The organism is Nostoc sp. (assembly GCF_036916985.1).
Lineage (GTDB): Bacteria > Cyanobacteriota > Cyanobacteriia > Cyanobacteriales > Nostocaceae > Nostoc.
The window spans coordinates 42,024-63,644 of sequence record NZ_JBALFD010000050.1 but is presented as its reverse complement, the minus strand read 5'-3'; the positions used below and the strand labels follow the sequence as shown (position 1 = coordinate 63,644).

The window sequence follows — 21,621 nt, the reverse complement described above, 5'->3', positions numbered from 1 at the left end:
CCCCTTGGCTCTCCTGAGCCGATTTGTTAGATCCTTGCTTGCTGTCGCGAAACTTAGGGCAAGGGTGAATAAGTGAAAAATTAAAAGCTCTCTTGTATAACGGCAAGGGGGCTTTTTAATTTGTCAGGCTTGGACTTGACCTGGAATTTGGGCTTGATCCGAGAGTTGTAAAGTCTCTGGGATAGGCGTTCTCCGTTTATAGGTCAGATCGTGAGGTGATTCAACGCCTAAAATTTCTCTCACGTAAGTGGATACAGGTTTACCCGCCGCCGCCGCTTTTCTTTTTAATGTGGCGTGACCTTGGGCTGTTAAATCAACTTTCAATTTCTTTTCTTGAGGCTTAATTGTTGGTGTTCGCATTGTCTTACACTCCATTCATAAATAAACTATAACACACTTAGTATAAATAAAGACTTTTGCTTGACGGCGTAATACTGAGGCAGGCTTAATAAGTGTCCTAAAACTCTGGAACCTCAGCATTACCAACGATTCCGGCGTAGTGTTTGAAGATAATCGGCGCAGAATTACCGCACCACTGTGCCACTTGTTGAACTGGCACATTACGCTGTAGCATTTCTGTAATAAACGTGTGACGACAATTGTAGGGAGGACGGTAGCGAGAAACCTTACCAGTTTCGAGAAGTTGAGTAACGATGCCTTTGTATGTTTTCTTCCCAGACTTATACCCTCTCCAAACCTGGTTGGTAAACCGATTCATATAGATAAAACCACCGCGAGGCGCTGGGAATACGACGGCAGTCGGGTTTACATCATCTGGCTTAATCTCTAGTAGCAACTGCCTCAATCGCGCATTGCAGGGAAATCGTCTACTTTTACCTGTCTTGGTAGTTTTGCGAATTTTTAAATTTGCGTTATAACTTTCTGCGAAAAGTATCTCGGTACAGTCTGTATTAATATGCTTCCACTGCAAAGCTATAACCTCACCAGGTCGCGCACCAGTATAAAAAAGGAATTTTACGAATGGAACATAGTACTTATGCAGCTTGTGAGCTTCAAACGCCCCAATTATCGCGTCTCTCTCTTGAATGGAAAACGGATCAATGGTGGTAGCCTTTCCTCTAATTGCTCTAATGTCAGCCGCTAAACCATCGAACGGGTTGACAGGCAGTAGTTTGGAGCGTACCGCCCAGTGGCAACAAGCTGACATATACCTTAAAATACGCTTTGCTGACTCTAGTGATAAGTTAGCCAAGAGCCAATCTCTTATCTGAATTGCCTTCCGAGCGTCTTTAGTTGGGAATTCTTTGATGTGATTTTTTAGTTTCCGCTTGTAATCCTTCTCGTAAGTTGTCGCCGCCAACTGCGATCGCATGAAATCAGAATATTTTTCCCAAAGCTTCTCTAAATTCCAAACCCATTCCTGTGCTTGAATCGATATTGCACTCTGAGGTTTGTATTTAGTTAGAGTCCAGTCAAAGGCATCTTTAGATATATCCTCTTCTATAGTCCAAGCAAGAATTTGGGCTTTTTTCTTGTTTTCTTCTGTTGAGCTTAATCCTGTACTGAAATACCTAGACGTACCTTTAGCTACAGACGCAGGTAGTCGTAACCGGAAGTAACCTCTAAAGTTCTCGATGCCAACCGTATTTTTAGATACCCCAGACACAGTAAAACCTCGCAGAAAGAATGATAGTTGATAGCCGAGAAATACAGTTATCATTCTTCAACGAGGAAACGCTAGAAGCTTCTTTATATAAGCTTTGTAGGCTTAAACCTCTTGCTCTTAACTACGTCTTATAAGCCTTCTTTTTAACGGGGCTGACCTCTACCGTACCACCGCAATAACACTCGTGCTAGTTTCTGCGGATTGTGACGTACAAAACCTGTTTCATCTTCATATAAAACATTAGCTGGAACAATTCTTCGCCCTAGTTGAGTTACGGCTTCTCTATCCAGAAAAACGGGATGGGAGTTTTGTTGGGCGTAACGAATGAGTGATTGCTCTGAGGGGGATTTTTTGTGTATTAGGACAGCATCGAATAGCCGTCTTTCGCCACAAGCAGCATCAATTGCTCTGATGTGATCAGCAACAGTGTAGCCTTCAGTTTCTCCTGGTTGAGTCATTATATTGCAGATATAAATACGGGGTGCATCTGTTTGAGCGATCGCATCGGCAATTTCTGGTACTAATAAATTAGGAATCAAACTTGTATAAAGGCTACCTGGACCAATAATAATGTAATCAGCTTCTTTAAGTGCCTTAATTGCTGCTGGCACTGCTGGAGGATTAGCTGGAATACAGCCAATTTTGACAATTTTACCCCCAGCTTTGGGAATGCTAGACTCCCCATCAATACGGCGACCATCGGCTAATTCTGCCCAGAGGCGAACATCACTGAGAGTTGCTGGTAGTACTTGTCCCCGCACCGCTAGCACCTTAGAACTAGCTGCAACTGCTTGTTCTAAATCTCCAGTAATATCACTCATAGCCGTTAAAAACAAATTGCCAAAACTGTGACCCGTTAACCCATCTCCAGCCCGAAAACGGTATTGAAACAATTCTGTTAATAACTTTTCTTCATCGGCTAGTGCAGCCAAACAATTGCGAATATCCCCCGGTGGTAGCACACCAAATTCTTGGCGTAACCGCCCAGAAGATCCACCATCATCGGCGACAGTGACAATTGCAGTAATATTAGCGCTGTAGGTTTTCAACCCTCTCAACAACGTAGAAAGTCCCGTACCACCACCAATTACCACTATTTTTGGGCCTCGGTACAATCGACGATGAGCCAGCAAAACATCAATGAGTTCTTCTCCCCCTTCTGCTCTCAGTACCTTAGTAATTGAGCCGACAGTCCGAGTTTGCCCCCAAAGCACTAACAGCAAACCGCCGAGCAACACCAAAGGGCCGCTGATATAGTTGGGTAAGATGTTGGTGATTACTCCCAGGAAATTCCTAATCAACTCAATCATCAAAAAAATTGGGGTCAGCTTAATCCAGATAGCTAACCCCAAACTTGCCAGCAGTACACCCCCAACACTAATCAACAACCAACGTTTTACCGATAGTCCAGGGGATAACCATTTGAACCACTGGTTAACCCGATAGGAAGTACGAGAGCGCGACTGCTTTTGCAGGGCGTTGAGGGCTTGTCTCAGAAAACCAATTGACATACCTGATTCGGAGCAGTGCTACAAACAATAATTAACAGAAAACGTACACCACTTGGTTTAAAACCATAGGCGTGAAACTATTATATTTGTCAATCCCATTAGACTAAGAATAAGTGGTCAAGATTGCCAGTATTCCTAGTGACAGAATTTTTCGGGTATTTAGACCACATCTGAGAGACTAAGCAAGAAGTGGTGTAGTTTAATTACTTGAAAACTACTGTAAAAAATATCCTGGCTTGGTAAAAGTGAATTTAATGGAAAAACGAATTTTAGGATTAGATCCAGGATTGGCAATTTTAGGATTTGGGGCAATTAGCTGCACACAAAATCCCAACAAAATACCAGAGACTACAGTAAATATGCTGGATTTTGGAGTAATTAAAACGTCAGCAGATGTAGAAATGGGACAGCGCCTATGTACCTTATTCGATGACTTACACACCGTAATGGAGGAATTTCAACCAGACTTGGTTGCGATCGAGAAACTATTCTTCTATCGAATGTCAAGTACAATCCTGGTTGCACAAGCGCGGGGTATAGTTATTTTAGTGTTGGGGCAGCGTCGTCTTCCCTACGTAGAGTTTACTCCTGCTCAAATTAAACAAGCTTTAACAGGCTATGGCAATGCCGATAAGTCGGAAGTGCAAGAAGCGGTGGCGCGGGAATTGGATTTAGATGAGATTCCTAAGCCGGATGATGCTGCGGATGCGTTGGCGGTGGCTTTGACAGCTTCGTATCAGCTGTAGATGTAAAACGAAAATAAATTCCTGTACTCTCTTGACAAAAGTGCAATTCTATTAATTTTTAACTGCTCCTTGTGTGTAAGTCCTACTAAAAAATTTGTAATCCTCTTGACATTATGTAAGTTTTATATTACAAATGTAATATGAACATCAAAGCCTCCTCAAAGGCAAAACTAAAACCTCTTGGAACTGTGACAATTGCATAGATGCTACTTTTTGGGGATTAGTTTCGCAACTTCTTTCGGTAGTGCCTACTTTTGGCGTCGCGATTGGGGTTCGACTGCTCCGAAACCAACAAACGGACGGTTGCAGGATTCGGGTACCCTACGGGAAGGCAAAGCCTACAATTCCCGACGGCTCCACTAGACACTACTTCAATTGAAGTTGAGTACATCGGTGTGATTCAAACTTGGGTCTGTAGCTCTAATGGTAGAGATCCCGGATGTCACTTGTGCCCTGACAGAAAAAGCTTACATACTAGCTCAATAGTAGAGCTATCGTCTCTAAAACGATAAGTTGCAGGTGCGATTCCTGCGTGTGTCACCACAGCTTTTTCGACTTGCGCGAGGTGTGAGTGTAACTCTCACAGGGAGGGTATCGGTTCAATCCCGATCAGATCCACTAATACGAATTCGTGATTAAAAAGAGGTGATTGCAATGGTTCATATTCGATTTGAAGGACGTTCTGTTGATCTCCCAGAGACACAACTAGGAATTGCAGCAGGGATGAATGATGTGGCAGTGAAAGAGCGGGTTGCTCGCCATTTAGATGTGAATAGCGATCGCCTTTCTGCTTACATAATCGATCGTCGCCCCAGTGGTGATTTGATTATCCGCCCTGAAGCTGTTTATGGTTAAAGTATTTAGTCTTCCGTACCCCAACAGAAGAAGCATACATACACATTGATAACGGCCCTAAGGTAGTAAAGTTCGAGCGATCGAATAAGCGAAGCATGATTTCTAAGTCTCTCGCAGATTTAGCGTGCGTGCCCACTGCCAATAGTTGGTAAGAGCGGCCGTAGCTGTAAAAAGCTTCTTGAACTTGTACGGAATGATTTAAGACTTAATTCCGCGCCCTAACTTGTAAAGCCTACACACACTATCCGGCAACGGATCGCAGGTTCAAATCCTGCCGCTCCCTTTGATGGGAGCGTAGCCAAATTGGTATAGGCAATTGTGAAAACTGCTTTGCTAACTTGTGCGGAATTTAAATTATTTAAATTGTATTAATCTATAACCCTTACTCAATACAGAGGTGAGTTCAATGATGTTAGCTAACTCATGTTTAATCACAACTCAATTAGTACAACTGCATTTAAACAACGTGAGATATGAGCGAACATCGTTTGAGCGAGATTGTGATTGAGCGTCCTCGCGGTGGAAGGAGAATAAGTCTCAAAAAAGTGACTGGCTTTAAGAAGCAATTATACAAAATCACTCAGGACGCAATTCAGGATGGATTATTGAATCCCTACCTGATTAAACCAATAAATAAATCTAAGTATCTTTCAGACCATCTTGGCCCTCTGCGTCGGTTTTTGCGTAGGCGTAGCCCGCCGCAGGCATCGCAAGTCGGACAGCCTTGGAATGACGTTTACAGCCAACTGTGTAAACGATTAGACCCCAACACTATGGCCGGACGGCATGTTATCGATCATGTGTGGGACTATGTGGAACGGTATGTAGAAATAATTGATGGTGGTTTTTATAGCAAGCCTTATCGAGGATATCGAAGTCAGCTAGATACAAACCATCGCGATCGCTTCTATATCCATCCTGAAACCGGAATTCTTTGTGCAGCCGAGAAAGTACCTCGAAAGCAGAAGCAAAAGCCGGAACAAACTGATATTGTCATCATTGATAATTATCATCAATACCAGAAGTTAAATGATATTTGGTATTTCATTACCTTTGAAGATTTGCCATCGCCACCCATTCATTATGTGACAGATGCTGTCAAAGGTATGATTCATCGTTCTGTGGCATATACAGGTCGAATGATTTACGCTGTTAAGAAACAGCAATGTAATAAGAAAGAAATTCGATTTATTTTAAATCAACTTTCTAAAACCTAAAATTTTCACTTCGTGCCCTAACTGAAAAAGCTTACATACTAGCCGAATGGTAAGGCACTTGAATAAGGCTCAAGCAACTACGGGTTCAAATCCCGTGTGTGAATCAACAGCTTTTTCGACTTGCATGAGGTGATTTTATTTGATGATAATTTCTCTTTGCTTTCAGTGCTTTTTGCGTAGGATCTAGTGTCTTTGAGTTGCGAAAACTAGTTTTTTTAAACGAACCGCAAAGGACGCGAAGGACGCGAAGGTGAAGAGAAAAGACAGAGAATTTCACTTACTAATCAGCTCATTACCCAGTCCCCAGTCCCCAGTCCCTTTTACTTGGCAGTTGTTGCCGCGCCCCGATCGCGGAAGCTTACATAACTCTGCATAAGTTATATCCAATGCTTCCACAACTTGCGCGGTGACTTTATCGCCCCGCGTGCAACATCTGCCTCCTGCAATTTTGGATTTTAGGTTGCAATCCAAAATCCAAAATCTAAAATCTAAAATTCTTAGAGGAGGTTCATAATGAATACCGCAGAACGTGACCTGCGTTTGGAAATGCTCAACAGTTTGCTGACAACTCCTCACCGTAAACTTGAGCAAGTCGCAGAAATTCATCAGTTAATTATTGAACTCGATCCTATTTTCTACGGACATCTGGCAGTTTGGTATCAGCGTTATGGTGATGTCCGTGACCACAAGGAAGTGTTTGTTGCTCATTTGTTAACCAGCAATTTGATTGAACACCGAGATGCTGGATTTATGATGCTGCAAGAGTTTCCACCCTATCAGGTGGCTCGTGTAGTTGACTTCATGAAGCAACAGCAGAATAAATTGCCTCGTTCGGCTCGCACTGCGGTGCGGCGTTATTTAAAGGTGCGGGAGAGCAATCTAGCTCTATTTGATCGCGCTGCGCTACGAGGTCGTAAGGCAATGAAGCACCTGTATGCTTCACTGCACATCAAGCCAAATGAGCGGGCAAATGCGATTCTGTTTGGCGATACTCCTCCAGAGGGTTCCTTAGCCAATGTGCTGAAGCAGCTTGCTAAGGCTGAAAGTGCGGCAGAACAAGCACGGCTAATTGTGGAGTTCAACATTCCTTACACGATCGCAATTGGTGCAATCAAGCAACTTACACCAGTTGTATTAGTGGCGTTGATCAATAGCATGTCTCCTCAAGAAGCGATCAATAACCTCAAATCGCTTCAGACTAGAGGGGCAATGGATCACCCACAAGTCAAGAAGCTGATTGATTCCAAGTTGGAGTTAGCGTCTAAAAGTACGCGTGTCTCAGCATTTAAAGCCCAGATTGCCACAGACGCAGGAGATTTTGACGCAGACACCGTTGCCCAACTGGAAAAGGTGACAAATGAACAGGTGAAGCGGCGCGGTGCGATCGCACGTCCAACTGCTTTATTAGTAGACAAGTCTGGTTCAATGGAAAATGCGATCGCGACGGGTTTGCAACTCGCGGCCCTAATCTCTGGTATCACTCAGGCAGAACTGTTTGTCTACGCCTTTGACACAATTCCCTATCCTGTTACAGCAAAGGGCAAGGAGTTGACCGACTGGGAGCGTGCCTTCCAGCATATCAATGCAGGCGGTGGTACTAGTATCGGTTGTGCATTGGAAGCAATGCGGCGGAAAAAGCAGGTGGTTGACCAAATCATCTTGGTGACGGATGAGGGTGAAAATGCGGCTCCTTACTTCGGTGAAGTCTACAAAAACTACTGCCGGGAGTTGGCGATAATGCCCAATGTGGTGATTGTCCGTGTGGGTACTCATTACAACTGGGTAGAGAGTCAGCTAAAGCAACAGCAAGCACCTGTAGATACGTTCACTTTCGCAGGTGACTACTACAGTTTGCCGAACATCGTCCCACTCCTGACGCGCCCCTCTCGTCTAGATTTGCTGATGGAGATTTTGGATATGCCGTTGCCTATGCGAGATGATAAGTAGAGTACATCAGGGTGCGTCATAATTTATTTCTAACGCATCCTGATATACTAACACCGTCAAAAAATGACAAAAGATTCTTATCTACAAGAATGGCCAATTTGTACAGTGTGTAAGTACTAAAGCTGAGTTAAAGATTTTTGAACAGTTGGTGTATCTCAGGTAATGGATACCCATCTATATCAATTAACAATTGGCGTAAGTAGCTAATTTCATTATTTTTTAGAGAAAGACTTACAGCAGTTTTCATGTATTTGAACTACTCTTATCCTAGAAGCGTAAGGCTTTGCACCCCTACCGCGTGGTCTATTTACCTGAAAATAGCTGTAAAGATGTTTCTCCCTTTAAAATTCTTTGGGCTGTACAGAGAACGAATCCGACATTCATCCCATTGTGCTTTACATAATTGAACTTATTACAAAAAGGGGAGTTAGGGTAGCATAAAGCTATTCTAACTCCCCACCTTCTACAATAACGAACTAATTGGATTCTATTTTTTGCAAGTCCCTATCAATCAATACAGTTCAGAATGAGCAACAAAACGCTGATGTAGAGACGCGATTTCTAGCGTCTTAAAAGACCAATTATCTACATCAACAACCCTTAAGTGAACCGTATTGCCTTATCAATGAGGTGGCGTAGAGGGCATTTTATTGCTGGTAAGTGCCTTATAAGCGTGCTTTGACTTAGTACTTATTGTGCATAGCTTAGAGCCTTACAAGTGTGCCATTCGACTCAACCCTTTTGAACTCGGTGTTCAAACTCCTCACGGGTTCCTTCAACTATAACCAGAGAAGAAGCATAGATATCTTCATGTTCGTGTTTCAACCAATTTAAAAGACGAGCCATCTGAGCATTTCTTAAATCTAGGTCTGTCTGAAAAATAATTGAAGTTGCCATCACTTGAGCATATTGAAGTGGATGACCTTGATTTACTAAACTAGCAGTTAAGCCTGCTAATGCTTCCTGCCGTATTAGATCAGAAGTAGCTTCTATAGACATGATTTTTGTTCCAAGATAATTGTTGAAAATATCCTATATTATTTACCCAAGGTTTTAGTAACTGTAATCTCACTTAATTTGAAAAATATGGATAAAAATAGCGGTGTATTTACTTAAAATATGATTTCAAAGTATAGTCACACATTAAAAAAATATATTTATTAAATAATTTTAAATCTGACAGGAATCAAAAAAATATACATTAAAAATTACAAAATAAACAGAGCTTAATATTAAAGCTTACAGTTTAATTTCAGTTCTATATAAAATCAACATAAATTCAACATTAAAGCTCTCAATTGCTGTTGAATAGTCATCTTTATTAGATTTTTTGTACAAGTAAACTCTTTACATTCCTGAAAACGTATGTTTAATTTGATTCAGTAGAGAGCAAAGGCAAATGCCTAGCTAAATACTAAAAATCAACAATGAGTTAAGGTATAAAATCATGGCAGTCGAAAAAACCAATTCTTCTTCAAGCTTGGCAGAAGTTATTGACCGCATCTTGGATAAAGGTATCGTTATAGATGCTTGGGTACGTGTTTCCCTAGTTGGTATTGAATTACTTGCAATCGAAGCTCGGATCGTTATTGCTTCTGTTGAAACCTACTTGAAATATGCAGAAGCTATAGGCTTAACACAGTCAGCTTCTGTACCTGCTTAATTATTAAGTAGATACAATCAAATTAGAATTACTCAAACCATTTCTTTGTGAAGTTCTCTGTGGCAAATTTCTGGATAACTCATCTCCCTGTGTTGTTCTTTGCGGTCTTTGCAGTTTTTTGTAGTTTTTTAGGGACTTGCACCTCAGTATGTCTTCATGGAGACTTGGTAGAAGTGATTCTGATTGGTCTTCTGTTTTTCGTCGATTATCTTGATACTTCTCAATCAAGATTAATCAAAGGATAAAATGCCAAAAGTAGATATTGTTTGAGCTACATTATCTGGATATTAATTGTCCAGTTAATGTAGTTTATTCACGATTTTAATAATATTGCGGAGAATCTCATGACGGCTTTAACGGAAAAAATCCGGCAAGAGCATAAGTCGATAACTGAGGAAGTATCTCAACTATTTAGAGAGACTCATGAATTCTCGTCTGCTACAACAGCAAACAGAGCAAAGTAAGCCGAATATCTGCATCAGTTCCACCAGGAACTTGAGCAAACAACCCACGAGTTTTTAGTAGAAACAGCAAAGAACAGAACTGAGCAAGCCAAAGCACAAAGGCTATATCTGCATTAATTTCGTCAGGATTTGTTTGCAAGCATTTTTGGCACGCATATTTAGTCGTTAGTTAACGCTCTGATCAAGGGAGTTAATACACTTTCTCTAAATTACAGTTCATTCTCCGCTGTAGATTTGTAGATTTATTTTAGAGAATTGGTAATCTGTTGGCGAACTAGATTAAATAGTAAAACCCCCTAATCTTACAGTTAAATGACTGGTCAGAAAAGGGGGCAAATTCAACAATGAATTTTAGTATAAAAGTTTAGATATTCTATTCTCTCTATTGATTTAGTGTTACTGAGTTATCAAGTTTTAAAGTTTTTCTTTGAGATTGCTTTTTGGAGTTAACAAGCATTAACTTTTGGTTTGGTAATCTATCTAGCTAGAATAGCATATCGGTTTACCAATTGCAACTTTCTGAGTTTTTTGTCTCGAAAAGCTATTTTTCATCATCGTAATCTATGACTATCGCTACAAATAACAGCAAAAAAGCTGCTTCTTGTTTAATTGCGAATAACTAATGAATCCTAGCCCAACCTCGTAGCTCTCTATTTTCGTTGTGAATCTCATTCGTTAGCTCAAAGGTTGTTCATTTACTGAAATTTTAGTTACAAGTCAAAATCAAAAGTCAAATGTGCTGGCATTTGCGACATCCATTTATTTAACTAGAAAATCCTTCACCTGCGTTTGTCTCCTCAAGACCCTTGACAACCATATACAAGTTTTCCCCAATATTGTTTACCAGATTATGAAATAAAAGGTGGCTCAAAGGGGTATCACACTATGCAAGTTCTTTTAGCTCAAGCTTGGGAGTTAGTACCATCAAACTTTGGTACTTCCTTGTCTGATGACTGGCCGCTAGAAGCCTAGCGATTAAAAGCAAGATTTAGCAGATATACAAATTCGCTTTCACTGGTGTCACATGACATCTAAGTGGCAGCAAGTATTTGCACACGCCTTGGATAGTGCTGTAACTGGAAAAGCTACTGAAACTCTTGCCTAGTAAAATTTTTGCTTAATAGAATTAAGTTTTGATAGAACTTGTTTTGCGGCTGTGATGACTACTGTACATCATCTCTGCATCGCTTAGAGCCTTACAAGCGTGCCATTCGGACATAGCGCAAGTTGCATTTAGCCTGTGATGAGGGAAGTGGGGAAATTTTGGCGGCGTTAGTAACTGTAACAGTGATGTAGCTGATTGCGAGGTACTGCCCGATTTATTGGAACAGATTGATCATATAGATTCAACAAGTGTCGGCTGATAGCGGTTATGACACATTCTACTGTTACAAAACAATCACTGAGCGCTTTGCCAAAGCAGTGATTCCACCTCGCAGTAGCGCCTAGATTCAGCAACATGCTAACTATCCCTCTTTTATCACTTTAGGATAACCCAATCGCTGAAAGCCTTTCAGAGCTTTAATATCGAGGTTTTGCCTATACATTTAAGTTCCTGTTAGAAAATAAAGGCTCAAAGCTTGATTCAATCAAAGTTTCAGAATCTTGCTTCGATTATTGTTTTACGAGAGCGACAAAACAGGGCTATAAAGAACTGCCTCATCCACGCGATGAAAACATACGAAGGGTGCGTCACGCTGGATCTAACCAATGGAAACAGGAGAGCGCTTATCATAGACGTTCTTTGTCGGACTGATAACCATTCTCATCATGAGAATTGCTGGTTTACGCAACCTCGGCTAGTGATTTTAAGATCAAATCTTTCTTCTGCATTTCCCAGGCTAGGGTAGTGTAGACAGTTTGATCTAAGTCATTATATTTTGGTTGCCAGCCCAGTAATTTACGGATTTTATCAGCACTAGCTATCACACAAGCAGGATCGCCAGGGCGACGTTCTGTTTCAATGACCGGAAAATCTACCCCAGAAATAGCCTTAACCCGTTCGATAACTTGACGGACACTGTAACCTTGCCCATAACCACAATTGAGAATTTGGCTTTCGTTACCTTGCTCCAGATAAGCCAAAGCATCCAGATGTGCTGTTGCTAGGTCTTCAACATGAATATAGTCTCTAATTGCCGTTCCATCGGGTGTTGGAAAATCCGTACCAAAAATTTGTACTCCTATTCTGCGTTTGAGTGCAGCATCACAGGTAACTCCAATCAAATGAGATACCTTTTTTGATATCTGCCCCAATCGCCCACTAGGTTCTGCTCCGGCAACATTAAAGTATCGTAGAATTACGTAACGCAAATCAGAAGCCTTTGCATAGTCACGAATTAGCCATTCACAAAAAAGTTTTGATCGCCCATAGGGGTTAATCGGTTCAGTTGGTGTAGATTCAGTGACAGGACTCGTTTCTGGTTGTCCATAGACCGCTGCTGTACTGGAAAAGATCATTTGCTTCACACCCATGTTGTTGCAACAACGGAGTAAATTCAGGGTGTTGCGAGTATTGTTAGCGTAATAGTCTAAGGGATGAGAAACAGATTCGGGTACATTCAAACTGGCAGCAAAGTGTAACACTGCCGTAAATTGATGCTGACAAAATACCTGGTAAAGAGATTCTGAATCTTTTAAATCACCAATAATTAACTCACCATCTAATACTGCTTGGGGTGAACCTGTAGAACAGTTGTCATACACCACAACATCGTAACCAGCTTCGCCCAATTGACGAACGACATGGGAGCCAATGTATCCTGCTCCACCAGTGACTAAGACTTTTTTATTCATCTGCCTTTACCTAGTAATACTACTCGAATGGTTTTAAAGACGATCGCTAAATCCAAAGCTAGGGAATAGTTTTTGATGTAGTAGAGGTCGTAAGCTAATTTCTCGTAAGCATCTTCTACTGATGCACCGTAGGGGTACATAACCTGTGCCCAGCCTGTGATTCCAGGTTTGACGACATAACGTAAGTCATAGTAGGGAATTTCTTGTCGTAGCTTGATATCAAATTCTGGCCGTTCTGGACGAGGACCAATGAGGCTCATTTCTCCCCAGAGGACGTTTAAAATCTGTGGTAGTTCATCGATTCTAGTTAGGCGTAACCAGCGTCCTAATCTGGTAATCCGAGGGTCTCCTTCATACGCCCACTGCGCTCCCCGTTTTTCGGCATCTTGATACATGGAACGGAATTTATAAACTTTAAAGGGCTTTCCTTCCAAACCAGTCCGCATCTGTGTGTACACCACTGGGCCTGGACTATCCAACTTAATTGCCAGTACTGTTAGCAACATCAGTGGAGATAGAAACAGAAATAATGACCATGCCAGAATAATGTCTAATAACCGCTTCAGCTTTTGACTAATGCTGTCAGCCGCTAAATTAAAACCAGCACCAAAAGCCAGCCAGTTATCCTGAAGCAGGAATGAGGGAAGTTTATACCACAAGATTTCACAAATATCGGGAATCCCGTAGATGGAGATACCAGATAAACGTAACTGCATCAACTGCTGTATATGTGCATCAGATAATTCCATCGGGGTTGTTACTACTACCCCTGACCAAGGTTGTTGGCTCCATTGGGATAAGTCATTGAGGCTCCCCGCAGAAACTCGATTGCTTTTTGCTAACTCATTAATGTTCTGCTCTGCTGTTACTAGAACAACTAAGCGCCCTAATGAACTGCGTTCTAGAAAAGTTTTGCCAAATAGAATGGCTTTTTTACCTGCACCCAAAATCAGCCAACGGCTGTGTTGAGCTTGCGATCGCGCCCAGTTTGCTGCCCATATTCTTGATCCCATAGCCCAGGTGGTAAATATGCCTAAGCAGGGGAGCAAAATTCCTCGTTTCAAGACCGATTCTTTGCCCCAAACACCAGTAAGGTAAATGAGAGACGCAATAATGAGACCAACAACAACATTACTAATCAAAATGCGAGATGGAGCGCGCAATCCTGCTATTTGAGTATCTGGATGATAAGTATCTGCTAAATACAGCCCAGCGAGAACGAGGAAAATAAATAAATAAATAAAAGGATCAAAACCATTCAGATATTGACGCGATCGCAACCATAAACAGAGAGACAAACCCAATAATAAACCCACAATATCACCTAATAACAGTAATAGAGAGAGGATATTGTGTGCCTGATATAACTTCTTGTTTTTTTTGCCAATAGCAATAGCAAGATTAGTAGTCATTTACGTACATTAATAAAAATTAGAAAGATTATAGTAGAGACATAAAAAATTGGATGTAAGCAATAATTGTCCTGAAACTTTTAGTATCAGATTTCAATAGTTCAAAATAATTTCAAACTCATCAGCAAACTACAAGACCAGTAATCGAAAACAAAATCCTGGTTTCAACACCTAAAAAAACAAAATGATGTGAGATTACTCAAAAAAATCGTCTTGATTTGTTTGATTAAGTATTTATGAACTCTTTCCTTTCTCTTTATTATTAACCCTGATCTTAGCTATCAGCTATGTGGAAATTACGTAACTATTACAATTAACGTATTTATTTTGAGATGATAACTAAATTATTTAACCCTATAATTTTAAAAGGTTTTAATATTTTTTCATTCATTAATGTATACCTTGTATGTTTTGTATACTTTGTATGTTTTGTATACTTTGTATATTTATTGATTCACTTTGGCTGTAGTAAAATGATGCCTGGATTGGGCTACGCCTACAATAAGATATTTTTTAATTAAGTCCAAAATCTAGTAATATTTATGGCAAGTTATACGTCAAAAATAAGTAATTACAAAAATCAAGTAAAAATACGTAGGTCTTTATCGCGGAAGCTTGATAGTGTTTGACTAAAGCTTTATGGTTTATCCAGATCCAGTTGCAATCAATGAGGAACAATTTCAGAGAATATTTGGACAAAGTGAACTTTATCCTCTTCCACTTCCTCACTGTAGTATCAGTAAATAATGAGTCAACTAAATCTTAGGAGTGTCAACATCTGTGTCAACATCTGGAGTATTAACTAAACTATGCCTTCTCATCAAGACGATCAAGACCTGATTAATTTTCAACAGTATTGGCGGATTCTAAAAAGACGTTGGTTCCTGATGGCAATCATTATGGGGTCGGTTTTTGGAGTCACAGGGTTAGTTACTTCTAGTAAAAAACCCATTTATGAAGCCGAGGGTAAACTTCTTTTTAATAAGCAAAGTGGCATTTCTTCCCTTACAGGTGTAAGTGAACAACTGGGACAACTTAGCGGGGTGACAAATCTCTCTAACCCTTTGGAAACTGAAGCGGAAATTCTTCGCTCCTACCCCCTGACTCAAAAAACTATTGCTGAGTTGCATCTGAAAAATAAACTGGGACAACCTTTAGAAATAGATACTTTTCTAAGTAACTTGAAAATAAAAACTATCCGAGGGACGGATATTTTACAACTTTCTTACCGTAGTAGTAATCCTCAACAAGCCACTGTTATCATCAATAAATTGATGAGTGTTTATCTGGAAAATAATGTTCGGATTAACCGTTCTGAAGCCAGAGCAGCACGGGAATTTTTAAACAAGCAACTACCTCTAGTTGAGGTAAAAGTTGCAGAAGGAGAAGCAGCACTGCGTCAGTTTAAAGAAAAATACGAGGTTGTTTCTTTAGAAGTAGAAGCTCAAGAAGGCATTAGAAGTCTCAATGAATTATCCAATCAAATAACCCAACTTCGGGCGCGGTTGGTAGATGCTAGGAGCCGTTCTGGTGCTTTGCAAAATCAATTGGCATTGAACACAAAGCAAGCTATAGCACTTAGCAGCTTAAGTCAATCAAGAGCAGTACAAGAAGTGCTATCAGAATATCAAAAGGTTCAAGATCAGTTAGCTGTGGAGAGGTCACGATTTACCGATGGACACCCAGTCATTACTAGTTTGTTAAGTAAAGAACAAGCTCTCAAAGAGCAGCTAGAACGAAGAGTGACCCAAACTCTGGGTAGTGTGCAGCCTATCCCAGACCAAGATTTACAAATAGGAGAACTCAAGCAGACCCTAACCGCTAATTTGGTGCAAGTGGAAGTAGAACGGTTGGGATTGGAGAATCAAGTTGGTGTGTTGATGAAGCCATTTGTACTTTATCAAGCACGTCTGAGAACCTTACCCAAATTAGAACAACTGCAACGACAACGGCAACGACAGCTACAGGTTGCTCAAATAACCTACGAAGAAATGCTCAAACGATTGCAAGAAGTTCAAGTGCTGGAAAATCAGAATGTAGGTAATGCCAGGATTGTTTCCGAAGCTTTACTTCCGAAAAAACCAATTTCTCCTCGTATTCTCTTGAATTTGGCATTAGGGGGATTTTTAGGATTTTTCTTAGCGATCGCAGCAGCTTTATTACTAGAAGCTGGAGACACATCTGTGAAGACGACAGAAGAAGCTCAACAGTTGTTGGACTATCCTTTGTTGGGTACAATCCCGGTTTTTGATCAAAAAGATAAACTGGCTCGTGGTGAAAGTATAACCGAATTACCGGTACTCAATAATCCTTATTCATCAATCAATGCAGCCTTTGAAATGCTCCAGATTAACCTGGGGTTCACTTTTTCTGATAAGGAACTGAAGGTAATTGTGGTTAGCAGTTCTGTGATGAATGAGGGTAAATCTTTTGTGGCAGCTAATTTGGCGGTAGCAACTGCCCAAATGGGAAAGCGAGTGCTATTGATTGATGCAGATATGCGCCGCCCCCATCAACACGAAATATGGCAACAACCTAACTTGATGGGATTAAGTAATGTTTTAGTGGGGCAGGCTACGTTAGCAGGAGTAGCTAAAGAAGTGGTGAGCAATCTAGAATTGCTCACTGCTGGCACCATACCGCCTAACCCTGCTGCACTATTGGACTCACAGCGGATGAATGGGTTATTGAAACAAGCTTCCCAAGATTATGACTGCGTAATTATTGACACTCCGCCTTTAAGTGTTCTAGCTGATGCCTCGATAGTAGGCAAAATGGCAGATGGAATGTTGCTAATTGTACGTCCTGGTGTAGTTAATTCTGCTGCGGCTAAGACTACAAAGGCACTTATTGAGCATTCACGTGTACCTGTGTTGGGAATAGTAGTGAATTTTGTAAATACTGGCAACAATAATTATGCGTATTATTACTCACATACACAAACTGGAGAGAATAATTCTGGAAAAAAGATAGGATTAAGTCGAACTTAAGTAGAATCACTGGATTAAAACTGCTTTAACTGGTTAGTAATTTTGATAAGCCAGTGTTTTCTCTGAGGTAATTCAATATTTAGGTTAGTAGGATTACAGGTGAGATATGAAGTTAATGTCAAAAGAGGCAGGGGAGCAGGGGGCAGGGAGCAAGGGGGAAACTGAGACGGAGCTTGTACTCCGCCCCAGTAAGAGCGCCCTTTATGGCGGGGCTTCTGCTCCGCGAACATACCCATGTTACGCTCCGCTCCACGGCTCCGGGACTCTTCTCTTGCTCCCCCTGCTCCCAGCAAAGTGCCCCTCCGCTTCTTCGGTGATTGATTTAGGAATTCAATCATAAGTTTGAAAATTCATAGAGGATTTTTGTTTAATTTTTGAAATATCCGAATGGTGTATGTTGAACACCATATTTTAACTTCTAAACTACTTAAAGTTTTGTACAAGTAATTTAGAATCACCAAAATATACTGGATAAAGTAATTAAAATGTTAATAAAACTTGCAATTCTGCTTACTCATCCAGTTCAGTATTTTGCACCTGTATTTCGTGAGTTAGCACAGCAACCAAATTTACAAATAAAAGTGTTTTTTGGCTGTAATCATGGTGTAATACCCAGAGAAGATCCTAACTTTGGTGTAGTATTTAAATGGGATTGTCAACCAACAGCAGGTTTTGAACACGAATTCATCTCTACAAGTTCGCTGAAAGATTTAAGAGGAATACAAGGTATCAAATTAGCTACTAAAGCTGTTGCTGCAATTAATCGCTATAAACCTGATGCTGTACTGATTTTTGCTTATTCACCTACTTTCATTACTGTTAGCACTTTGCTCTTAACTTTAGCTAGACACAAGTTAATGCTTAGGGCTGAAACAACAGATGAGGCATTATCACGTTTTTATATCAAGGACAAAATACGTAAACTATTCTTATCTTTTTACTATCGTCAATTTACTCATTTTTTCCCGATTGGAACAAATTCTATCAATCATTATTTGCGAATGGGAGTAGATAAGAGTCGTATGACTTTAGCTCACTACGCCATTGATACAGAGTTTTTTCAACAACAGGTAGACTTTTGGCTACCACAGAGAGAAACTTTACGAGCTAAGGTAGGTATTAGAGAAGAAGATCATGTTCTAATCTATTGCGGCAAGATGTTTTCAGTAAAGAATCCTTTAATAATTCCTGATGCTTTAGAAAAACTATCATCAGTAGAAAAAGAAAAAACTTGGTTTTTTGCTGTGGGAGATGGGGAATTAAGAGAAGAGTTTGAAGAAAGAGTAAAATTACAGCTAAGTGAAAGAGCTATTTTTGTTGGCTTTAAAAATCAGTCGGAATTAGGTGAATATTATACAATGGCAGATACATTAATTCTCCCCTCTCAGAATGGAGAAACCTGGGGATTAGTTGTTAATGAAGCTCTTCAGTTTGGTTTGAGAGTTATTGTAAGTGATAAGGTTGGTTGTGCAAAGGATTTGATAACAAATATTAAGCATGGTTGGATTTTTTCATGTAGTGATACTCTACAATTAACGAGGATAATTTCGCAGGCAATTGTACAGTCTAAATTACGATATAGAGAATTAAAATCATTACCTAATCCAAGTAACCTAGCTACAAATGTTTACGTTCAATTAATTGCGTAGGTAATATTATGGTTGCATTTAAGTTTAGTAATATTCGCTCAAACAATCTAATTGGGAAGTTTCTTCGTCTTCCTTTATCTCTATTACCTACAAAATCTATATTTCCTATCCTGCAAGGCCCAGCAAAAGGAATGAAGTGGATTGTGGGAAGTGGAGTACATGGAATGTGGCTAGGCTCTTATGAAGCAGATAAGCAGAAGCTATTGACTGAGCTATCGCTGGAAGGCACTACTGTTTTAGATATTGGTGCGAATGTAGGTTTTTTTAGTATCTTGTTGAGCCGTCTAGTTGGAGCAACAGGTAAAGTAATATCTTTTGAACCATTACCTAGAAATATTGAGTTTATTCGTCAGCATATACAGTTGAATAAAATAAATAATATTGAGATTATTTCAGCAGCAGTCAGTGACAAAATAGGGAAAATGAAGTTTGTTACTTCTCATTTACACGCACAAGGATATTTGACAGACAAGGGAAATTTAGAAGTTTCTATTATTTCTTTAGATTCGTTAAATAATTTAAATGATCCAGTTAGCTTAGTGAAAATAGATGTTGAGGGCGCTGAAGCAAATGTATTGAAGGGTGGAGAGAAATTTTTTCAAGAACATAGACCAATTATCTTACTAGCTACACATGGAGAAAATCAAGTTAATGATTGTCAAGTTATTTTGCATAAATACAACTATTCTATGGCACTAATAAATAAAGATTTATATGGATTAAAGTGCGATGAATGGCTGGCAACACCTAATAATTGTTCATTATGAATGATAAAATACTAATTGTTGGCAATATTTCGGAAAGTTATCAATTAGGTTCCATATTTGCCAGAGGATCTCAAGAATTAAACCTTTTATTTTATGCCAGTGATACAAGCTGGAATTCCTACGCTCCATCTATGAAACACTTATGGGGCAAAATATTTTTTAAAATATCAGGAAAACGTCCTTTAGAATGGTGGTCTTTTAATAAAAAAATAGTTAGCTGTATAAATGAATTTAGCCCACAAGTTGTTTTAGTAACAGGAATTTTTCCTTTAACAAATGAAGTATTCGATATTTGCTCTAGAATAGGTACAAAGATTGTTAATTATTTAACTGATTATCCGTGGAATCCAAACCATCGGAGCGAATTTTTTATATCCAATCTTAAAAGGTATGATTTAGTTATAAGTACAAAAACAAAAATATTGTCAGAGCTAATTAAACACGAAGTTAAAAAAGTTCATTATTTGCCATTTGCCTATGCTCCGTTTATTTGCCACCAGCCGATAAACGTTTCTCAAGTTGAGCAAGATTTATTTAAAGCAGATATTTCCTTTATAGGTACAGGTGATAGTGAACGTATTCCTTTTTTGGATGCTCTATCTTCATTGAATGGATTAAACTTAAAAATTTATGGTGCAGCTTGGGATAGACTAAATCTAAAAAAATGGCAAAAGCTACCAGCAGTTTTTGAGCATGAATTACGGCTAGCTATTTATTTTTCTAAGTTATCACTAGGTATTGTCAGAAAACGCAATAAAGATGAATCTACTATGAGAACATTTGAAATAGCTGCCTGTGGCGGATGCGGAATTTATGAAGATACTCAAGAACACAGAAAAATTTTAGCTGGGTATCCTGAGTACGGTTTTTTTAATTCACCAGAAGATTTAGCTAATAAGTGTAAATGGTTATTGGAAAATCCTGTTGAAAGAGAAGAAATGCGAAAGATTGGCATGAAAATTATCATCAAAGATACAAATACATATACAAGTCGATTAAAAACTATATTAGAGATGTGTTGTGAATAGCCATTATGGAAAATTACTATAATATCTCTTGGTTAGAGCAAGATAAATTACATAAGACAAGCATAGTTAAGCGTTTATTGTACTTTTTTAGTCGCCCTTTACTTTCTATATATGCTAGCCAATTTTTATCAACACAGACTTTAAAAGTTCTTCAACCATCTCTCGTACTTCCAGGACGTGGAATGCCTTTAGAAACTCGTCGTCTTTGGGGGTCAGAGTTATGCAAAATTAGAGAAGCTACTATCCTTGTTCAAGGAACTGGAACTGGCTGGGATGTTATTTCTTGGGCAAGATTAAAGCCTAAAAAAATTATTGCAACTGACTTATTTGAATTCAAAGAATCTTGGAGTGAAATTACGCATTATTGTAAAAAGATATTAAATGTTGAAATTGAGTTCTATCAATCTCCTTTGGAAGCTCATTCATTTCTCAAAAATGAATCAATTGATTTGTGTGCTTCAGATGCAGTTTTTGAACACTGCCAAGATTTAAAATCAGTTCTCAAAGAATCGTTTCGGATTTTGAAGCCAGGGGGAATTTTATATGCTAGCTATGGGCCTCTGTGGTTTTGTGCTGGTGGCGATCATTTTTCAGGAAGGGGTGGGTTACAAAATTCTTTTAACCATTTGTTGCTAGATTCTGAAGAATATATGAAATATTTTCTCTCCTTTTTACAAACTAATGAAGATTTTCAAAGTGGAGGTCGTTATGTTGAAATTGATTTGTTTTCACGTCTAAGTACTCAAGAATATTGTGAATTTTTTTACGAAATAGGTTTCCAAATAAAAGATTTAATTCTTCAATTAGACCCTAAATCTTTAGTCTTTAAGAATGAATTCTCCGAAAAATTCAGAGAATTATGCAATAAAAACACTAATAAATCTGAGGATGATTTTTTAATTAGTGCTAATCTAGTCCGCTTGATTAAACCATCTAGTATTTACTAAAG

General features: G+C 39.4%; 18 protein-coding genes and 1 tRNA gene. 12 read left to right on the top strand and 7 right to left on the bottom strand.

What is annotated here, in order from left to right; genetic code table 11:
• Positions 1–123 precede the first annotated feature (123 nt).
• The 3 genes from V7L07_RS17460 to V7L07_RS17450 all read right to left on the bottom strand — a co-directional run bounded on the left by V7L07_RS17460 (position 124) and on the right by V7L07_RS17450 (position 3,138).
• On the bottom strand, positions 124–360 hold the full coding sequence (locus tag V7L07_RS17460; protein ID WP_335059873.1) for a hypothetical protein: 237 nt from the start codon (positions 358–360) through the stop codon (positions 124–126).
• Between the two features lie 97 nt (positions 361–457).
• Positions 458–1,681, bottom strand: coding sequence for a tyrosine-type recombinase/integrase (locus V7L07_RS17455; protein WP_335059871.1), 1,224 nt, complete (start codon positions 1,679–1,681; stop codon positions 458–460).
• Between the two features lie 89 nt (positions 1,682–1,770).
• The gene (locus tag V7L07_RS17450) at positions 1,771–3,138 is read right to left on the bottom strand and encodes a gluconeogenesis factor YvcK family protein (protein ID WP_335059869.1); all 1,368 of its coding nucleotides are present in this window, start codon (positions 3,136–3,138) and stop codon (positions 1,771–1,773) included.
• 254 nt (positions 3,139–3,392) lie between these two features.
• On the opposite strand from V7L07_RS17450, the gene ruvC reads away from it, so the two are divergent.
• The 5 genes from ruvC (at position 3,393) to V7L07_RS17425 (ending at position 7,903) form a co-directional block, all read left to right on the top strand.
• The gene (ruvC, locus tag V7L07_RS17445; protein ID WP_292852093.1) at positions 3,393–3,884 is read left to right on the top strand and encodes a crossover junction endodeoxyribonuclease RuvC; all 492 of its coding nucleotides are present in this window, start codon (positions 3,393–3,395) and stop codon (positions 3,882–3,884) included.
• A gap of 654 nt (positions 3,885–4,538) precedes the next feature.
• Entirely contained in the window at positions 4,539–4,739 is a 201-nt protein-coding gene (locus V7L07_RS17440) for a hypothetical protein (protein WP_179066998.1), read from the top strand.
• Between the two features lie 473 nt (positions 4,740–5,212).
• Positions 5,213–5,956 (top strand): hypothetical protein, encoded by a 744-nt coding sequence (locus tag V7L07_RS17435; RefSeq protein ID WP_335059868.1) that lies wholly within the window; start codon positions 5,213–5,215, stop codon positions 5,954–5,956.
• 32 nt (positions 5,957–5,988) lie between these two features.
• Positions 5,989–6,057: transfer RNA gene (locus V7L07_RS17430), tRNA-Leu, on the top strand.
• A gap of 412 nt (positions 6,058–6,469) precedes the next feature.
• Entirely contained in the window at positions 6,470–7,903 is a 1,434-nt protein-coding gene (locus tag V7L07_RS17425; protein ID WP_335059866.1) for a vWA domain-containing protein, read from the top strand.
• Between the two features lie 732 nt (positions 7,904–8,635).
• Here V7L07_RS17425 and V7L07_RS17420 read toward each other — a convergent pair.
• Positions 8,636–8,902, bottom strand: a complete 267-nt coding sequence (locus V7L07_RS17420; protein ID WP_335059864.1) for a hypothetical protein — start codon at positions 8,900–8,902, stop codon at positions 8,636–8,638.
• Positions 8,903–9,350: 448 nt separating this feature from the next.
• On the opposite strand from V7L07_RS17420, the gene gvpA reads away from it, so the two are divergent.
• Both gvpA and V7L07_RS33505 read left to right on the top strand, forming a co-directional pair.
• Positions 9,351–9,566 carry a gas vesicle structural protein GvpA gene (gene gvpA, locus V7L07_RS17415; RefSeq protein WP_335059862.1) on the top strand — a complete coding sequence of 72 codons (216 nt, stop codon included), beginning with the start codon at positions 9,351–9,353 and terminating at the stop codon, positions 9,564–9,566.
• 344 nt (positions 9,567–9,910) lie between these two features.
• The gene (locus V7L07_RS33505) at positions 9,911–10,030 is read left to right on the top strand and encodes a hypothetical protein (protein ID WP_442936062.1); all 120 of its coding nucleotides are present in this window, start codon (positions 9,911–9,913) and stop codon (positions 10,028–10,030) included.
• Here V7L07_RS33505 and V7L07_RS17410 read toward each other — a convergent pair.
• The 3 genes from V7L07_RS17410 to V7L07_RS17390 all read right to left on the bottom strand — a co-directional run bounded on the left by V7L07_RS17410 (position 10,005) and on the right by V7L07_RS17390 (position 14,238).
• On the bottom strand, positions 10,005–10,169 hold the full coding sequence (locus tag V7L07_RS17410) for a hypothetical protein (protein WP_335059860.1): 165 nt from the start codon (positions 10,167–10,169) through the stop codon (positions 10,005–10,007). The two genes, V7L07_RS33505 and V7L07_RS17410, sit on opposite strands and share 26 nt — an antisense overlap.
• Positions 10,170–11,815: 1,646 nt before the next feature.
• Complete coding sequence (gene galE, locus V7L07_RS17395) at positions 11,816–12,826, bottom strand: UDP-glucose 4-epimerase GalE (protein ID WP_335059858.1); 1,011 nt, start codon at positions 12,824–12,826, stop codon at positions 11,816–11,818.
• Positions 12,823–14,238 carry a sugar transferase gene (locus V7L07_RS17390; protein ID WP_335059857.1) on the bottom strand — a complete coding sequence of 472 codons (1,416 nt, stop codon included), beginning with the start codon at positions 14,236–14,238 and terminating at the stop codon, positions 12,823–12,825. The genes galE and V7L07_RS17390 overlap by 4 nt, the downstream gene beginning before the upstream one ends.
• A gap of 809 nt (positions 14,239–15,047) precedes the next feature.
• On the opposite strand from V7L07_RS17390, the gene V7L07_RS17385 reads away from it, so the two are divergent.
• From V7L07_RS17385 to V7L07_RS17365, 5 genes are all read left to right on the top strand, one after another.
• Positions 15,048–17,228 (top strand): GumC family protein, encoded by a 2,181-nt coding sequence (locus V7L07_RS17385; RefSeq protein ID WP_335059856.1) that lies wholly within the window; start codon positions 15,048–15,050, stop codon positions 17,226–17,228.
• A gap of 485 nt (positions 17,229–17,713) precedes the next feature.
• Entirely contained in the window at positions 17,714–18,877 is a 1,164-nt protein-coding gene (locus V7L07_RS17380; RefSeq protein ID WP_335059855.1) for a glycosyltransferase family 4 protein, read from the top strand.
• Between the two features lie 8 nt (positions 18,878–18,885).
• On the top strand, positions 18,886–19,644 hold the full coding sequence (locus V7L07_RS17375; RefSeq protein ID WP_335059853.1) for an FkbM family methyltransferase: 759 nt from the start codon (positions 18,886–18,888) through the stop codon (positions 19,642–19,644).
• Positions 19,641–20,672 (top strand): CgeB family protein, encoded by a 1,032-nt coding sequence (locus tag V7L07_RS17370; protein WP_335059851.1) that lies wholly within the window; start codon positions 19,641–19,643, stop codon positions 20,670–20,672. Before V7L07_RS17375 ends, V7L07_RS17370 begins: the two co-directional genes overlap by 4 nt.
• A gap of 5 nt (positions 20,673–20,677) precedes the next feature.
• Positions 20,678–21,619 (top strand): class I SAM-dependent methyltransferase, encoded by a 942-nt coding sequence (locus V7L07_RS17365; protein ID WP_335059849.1) that lies wholly within the window; start codon positions 20,678–20,680, stop codon positions 21,617–21,619.
• The last annotated feature ends 2 nt before the right edge of the window (positions 21,620–21,621 follow it).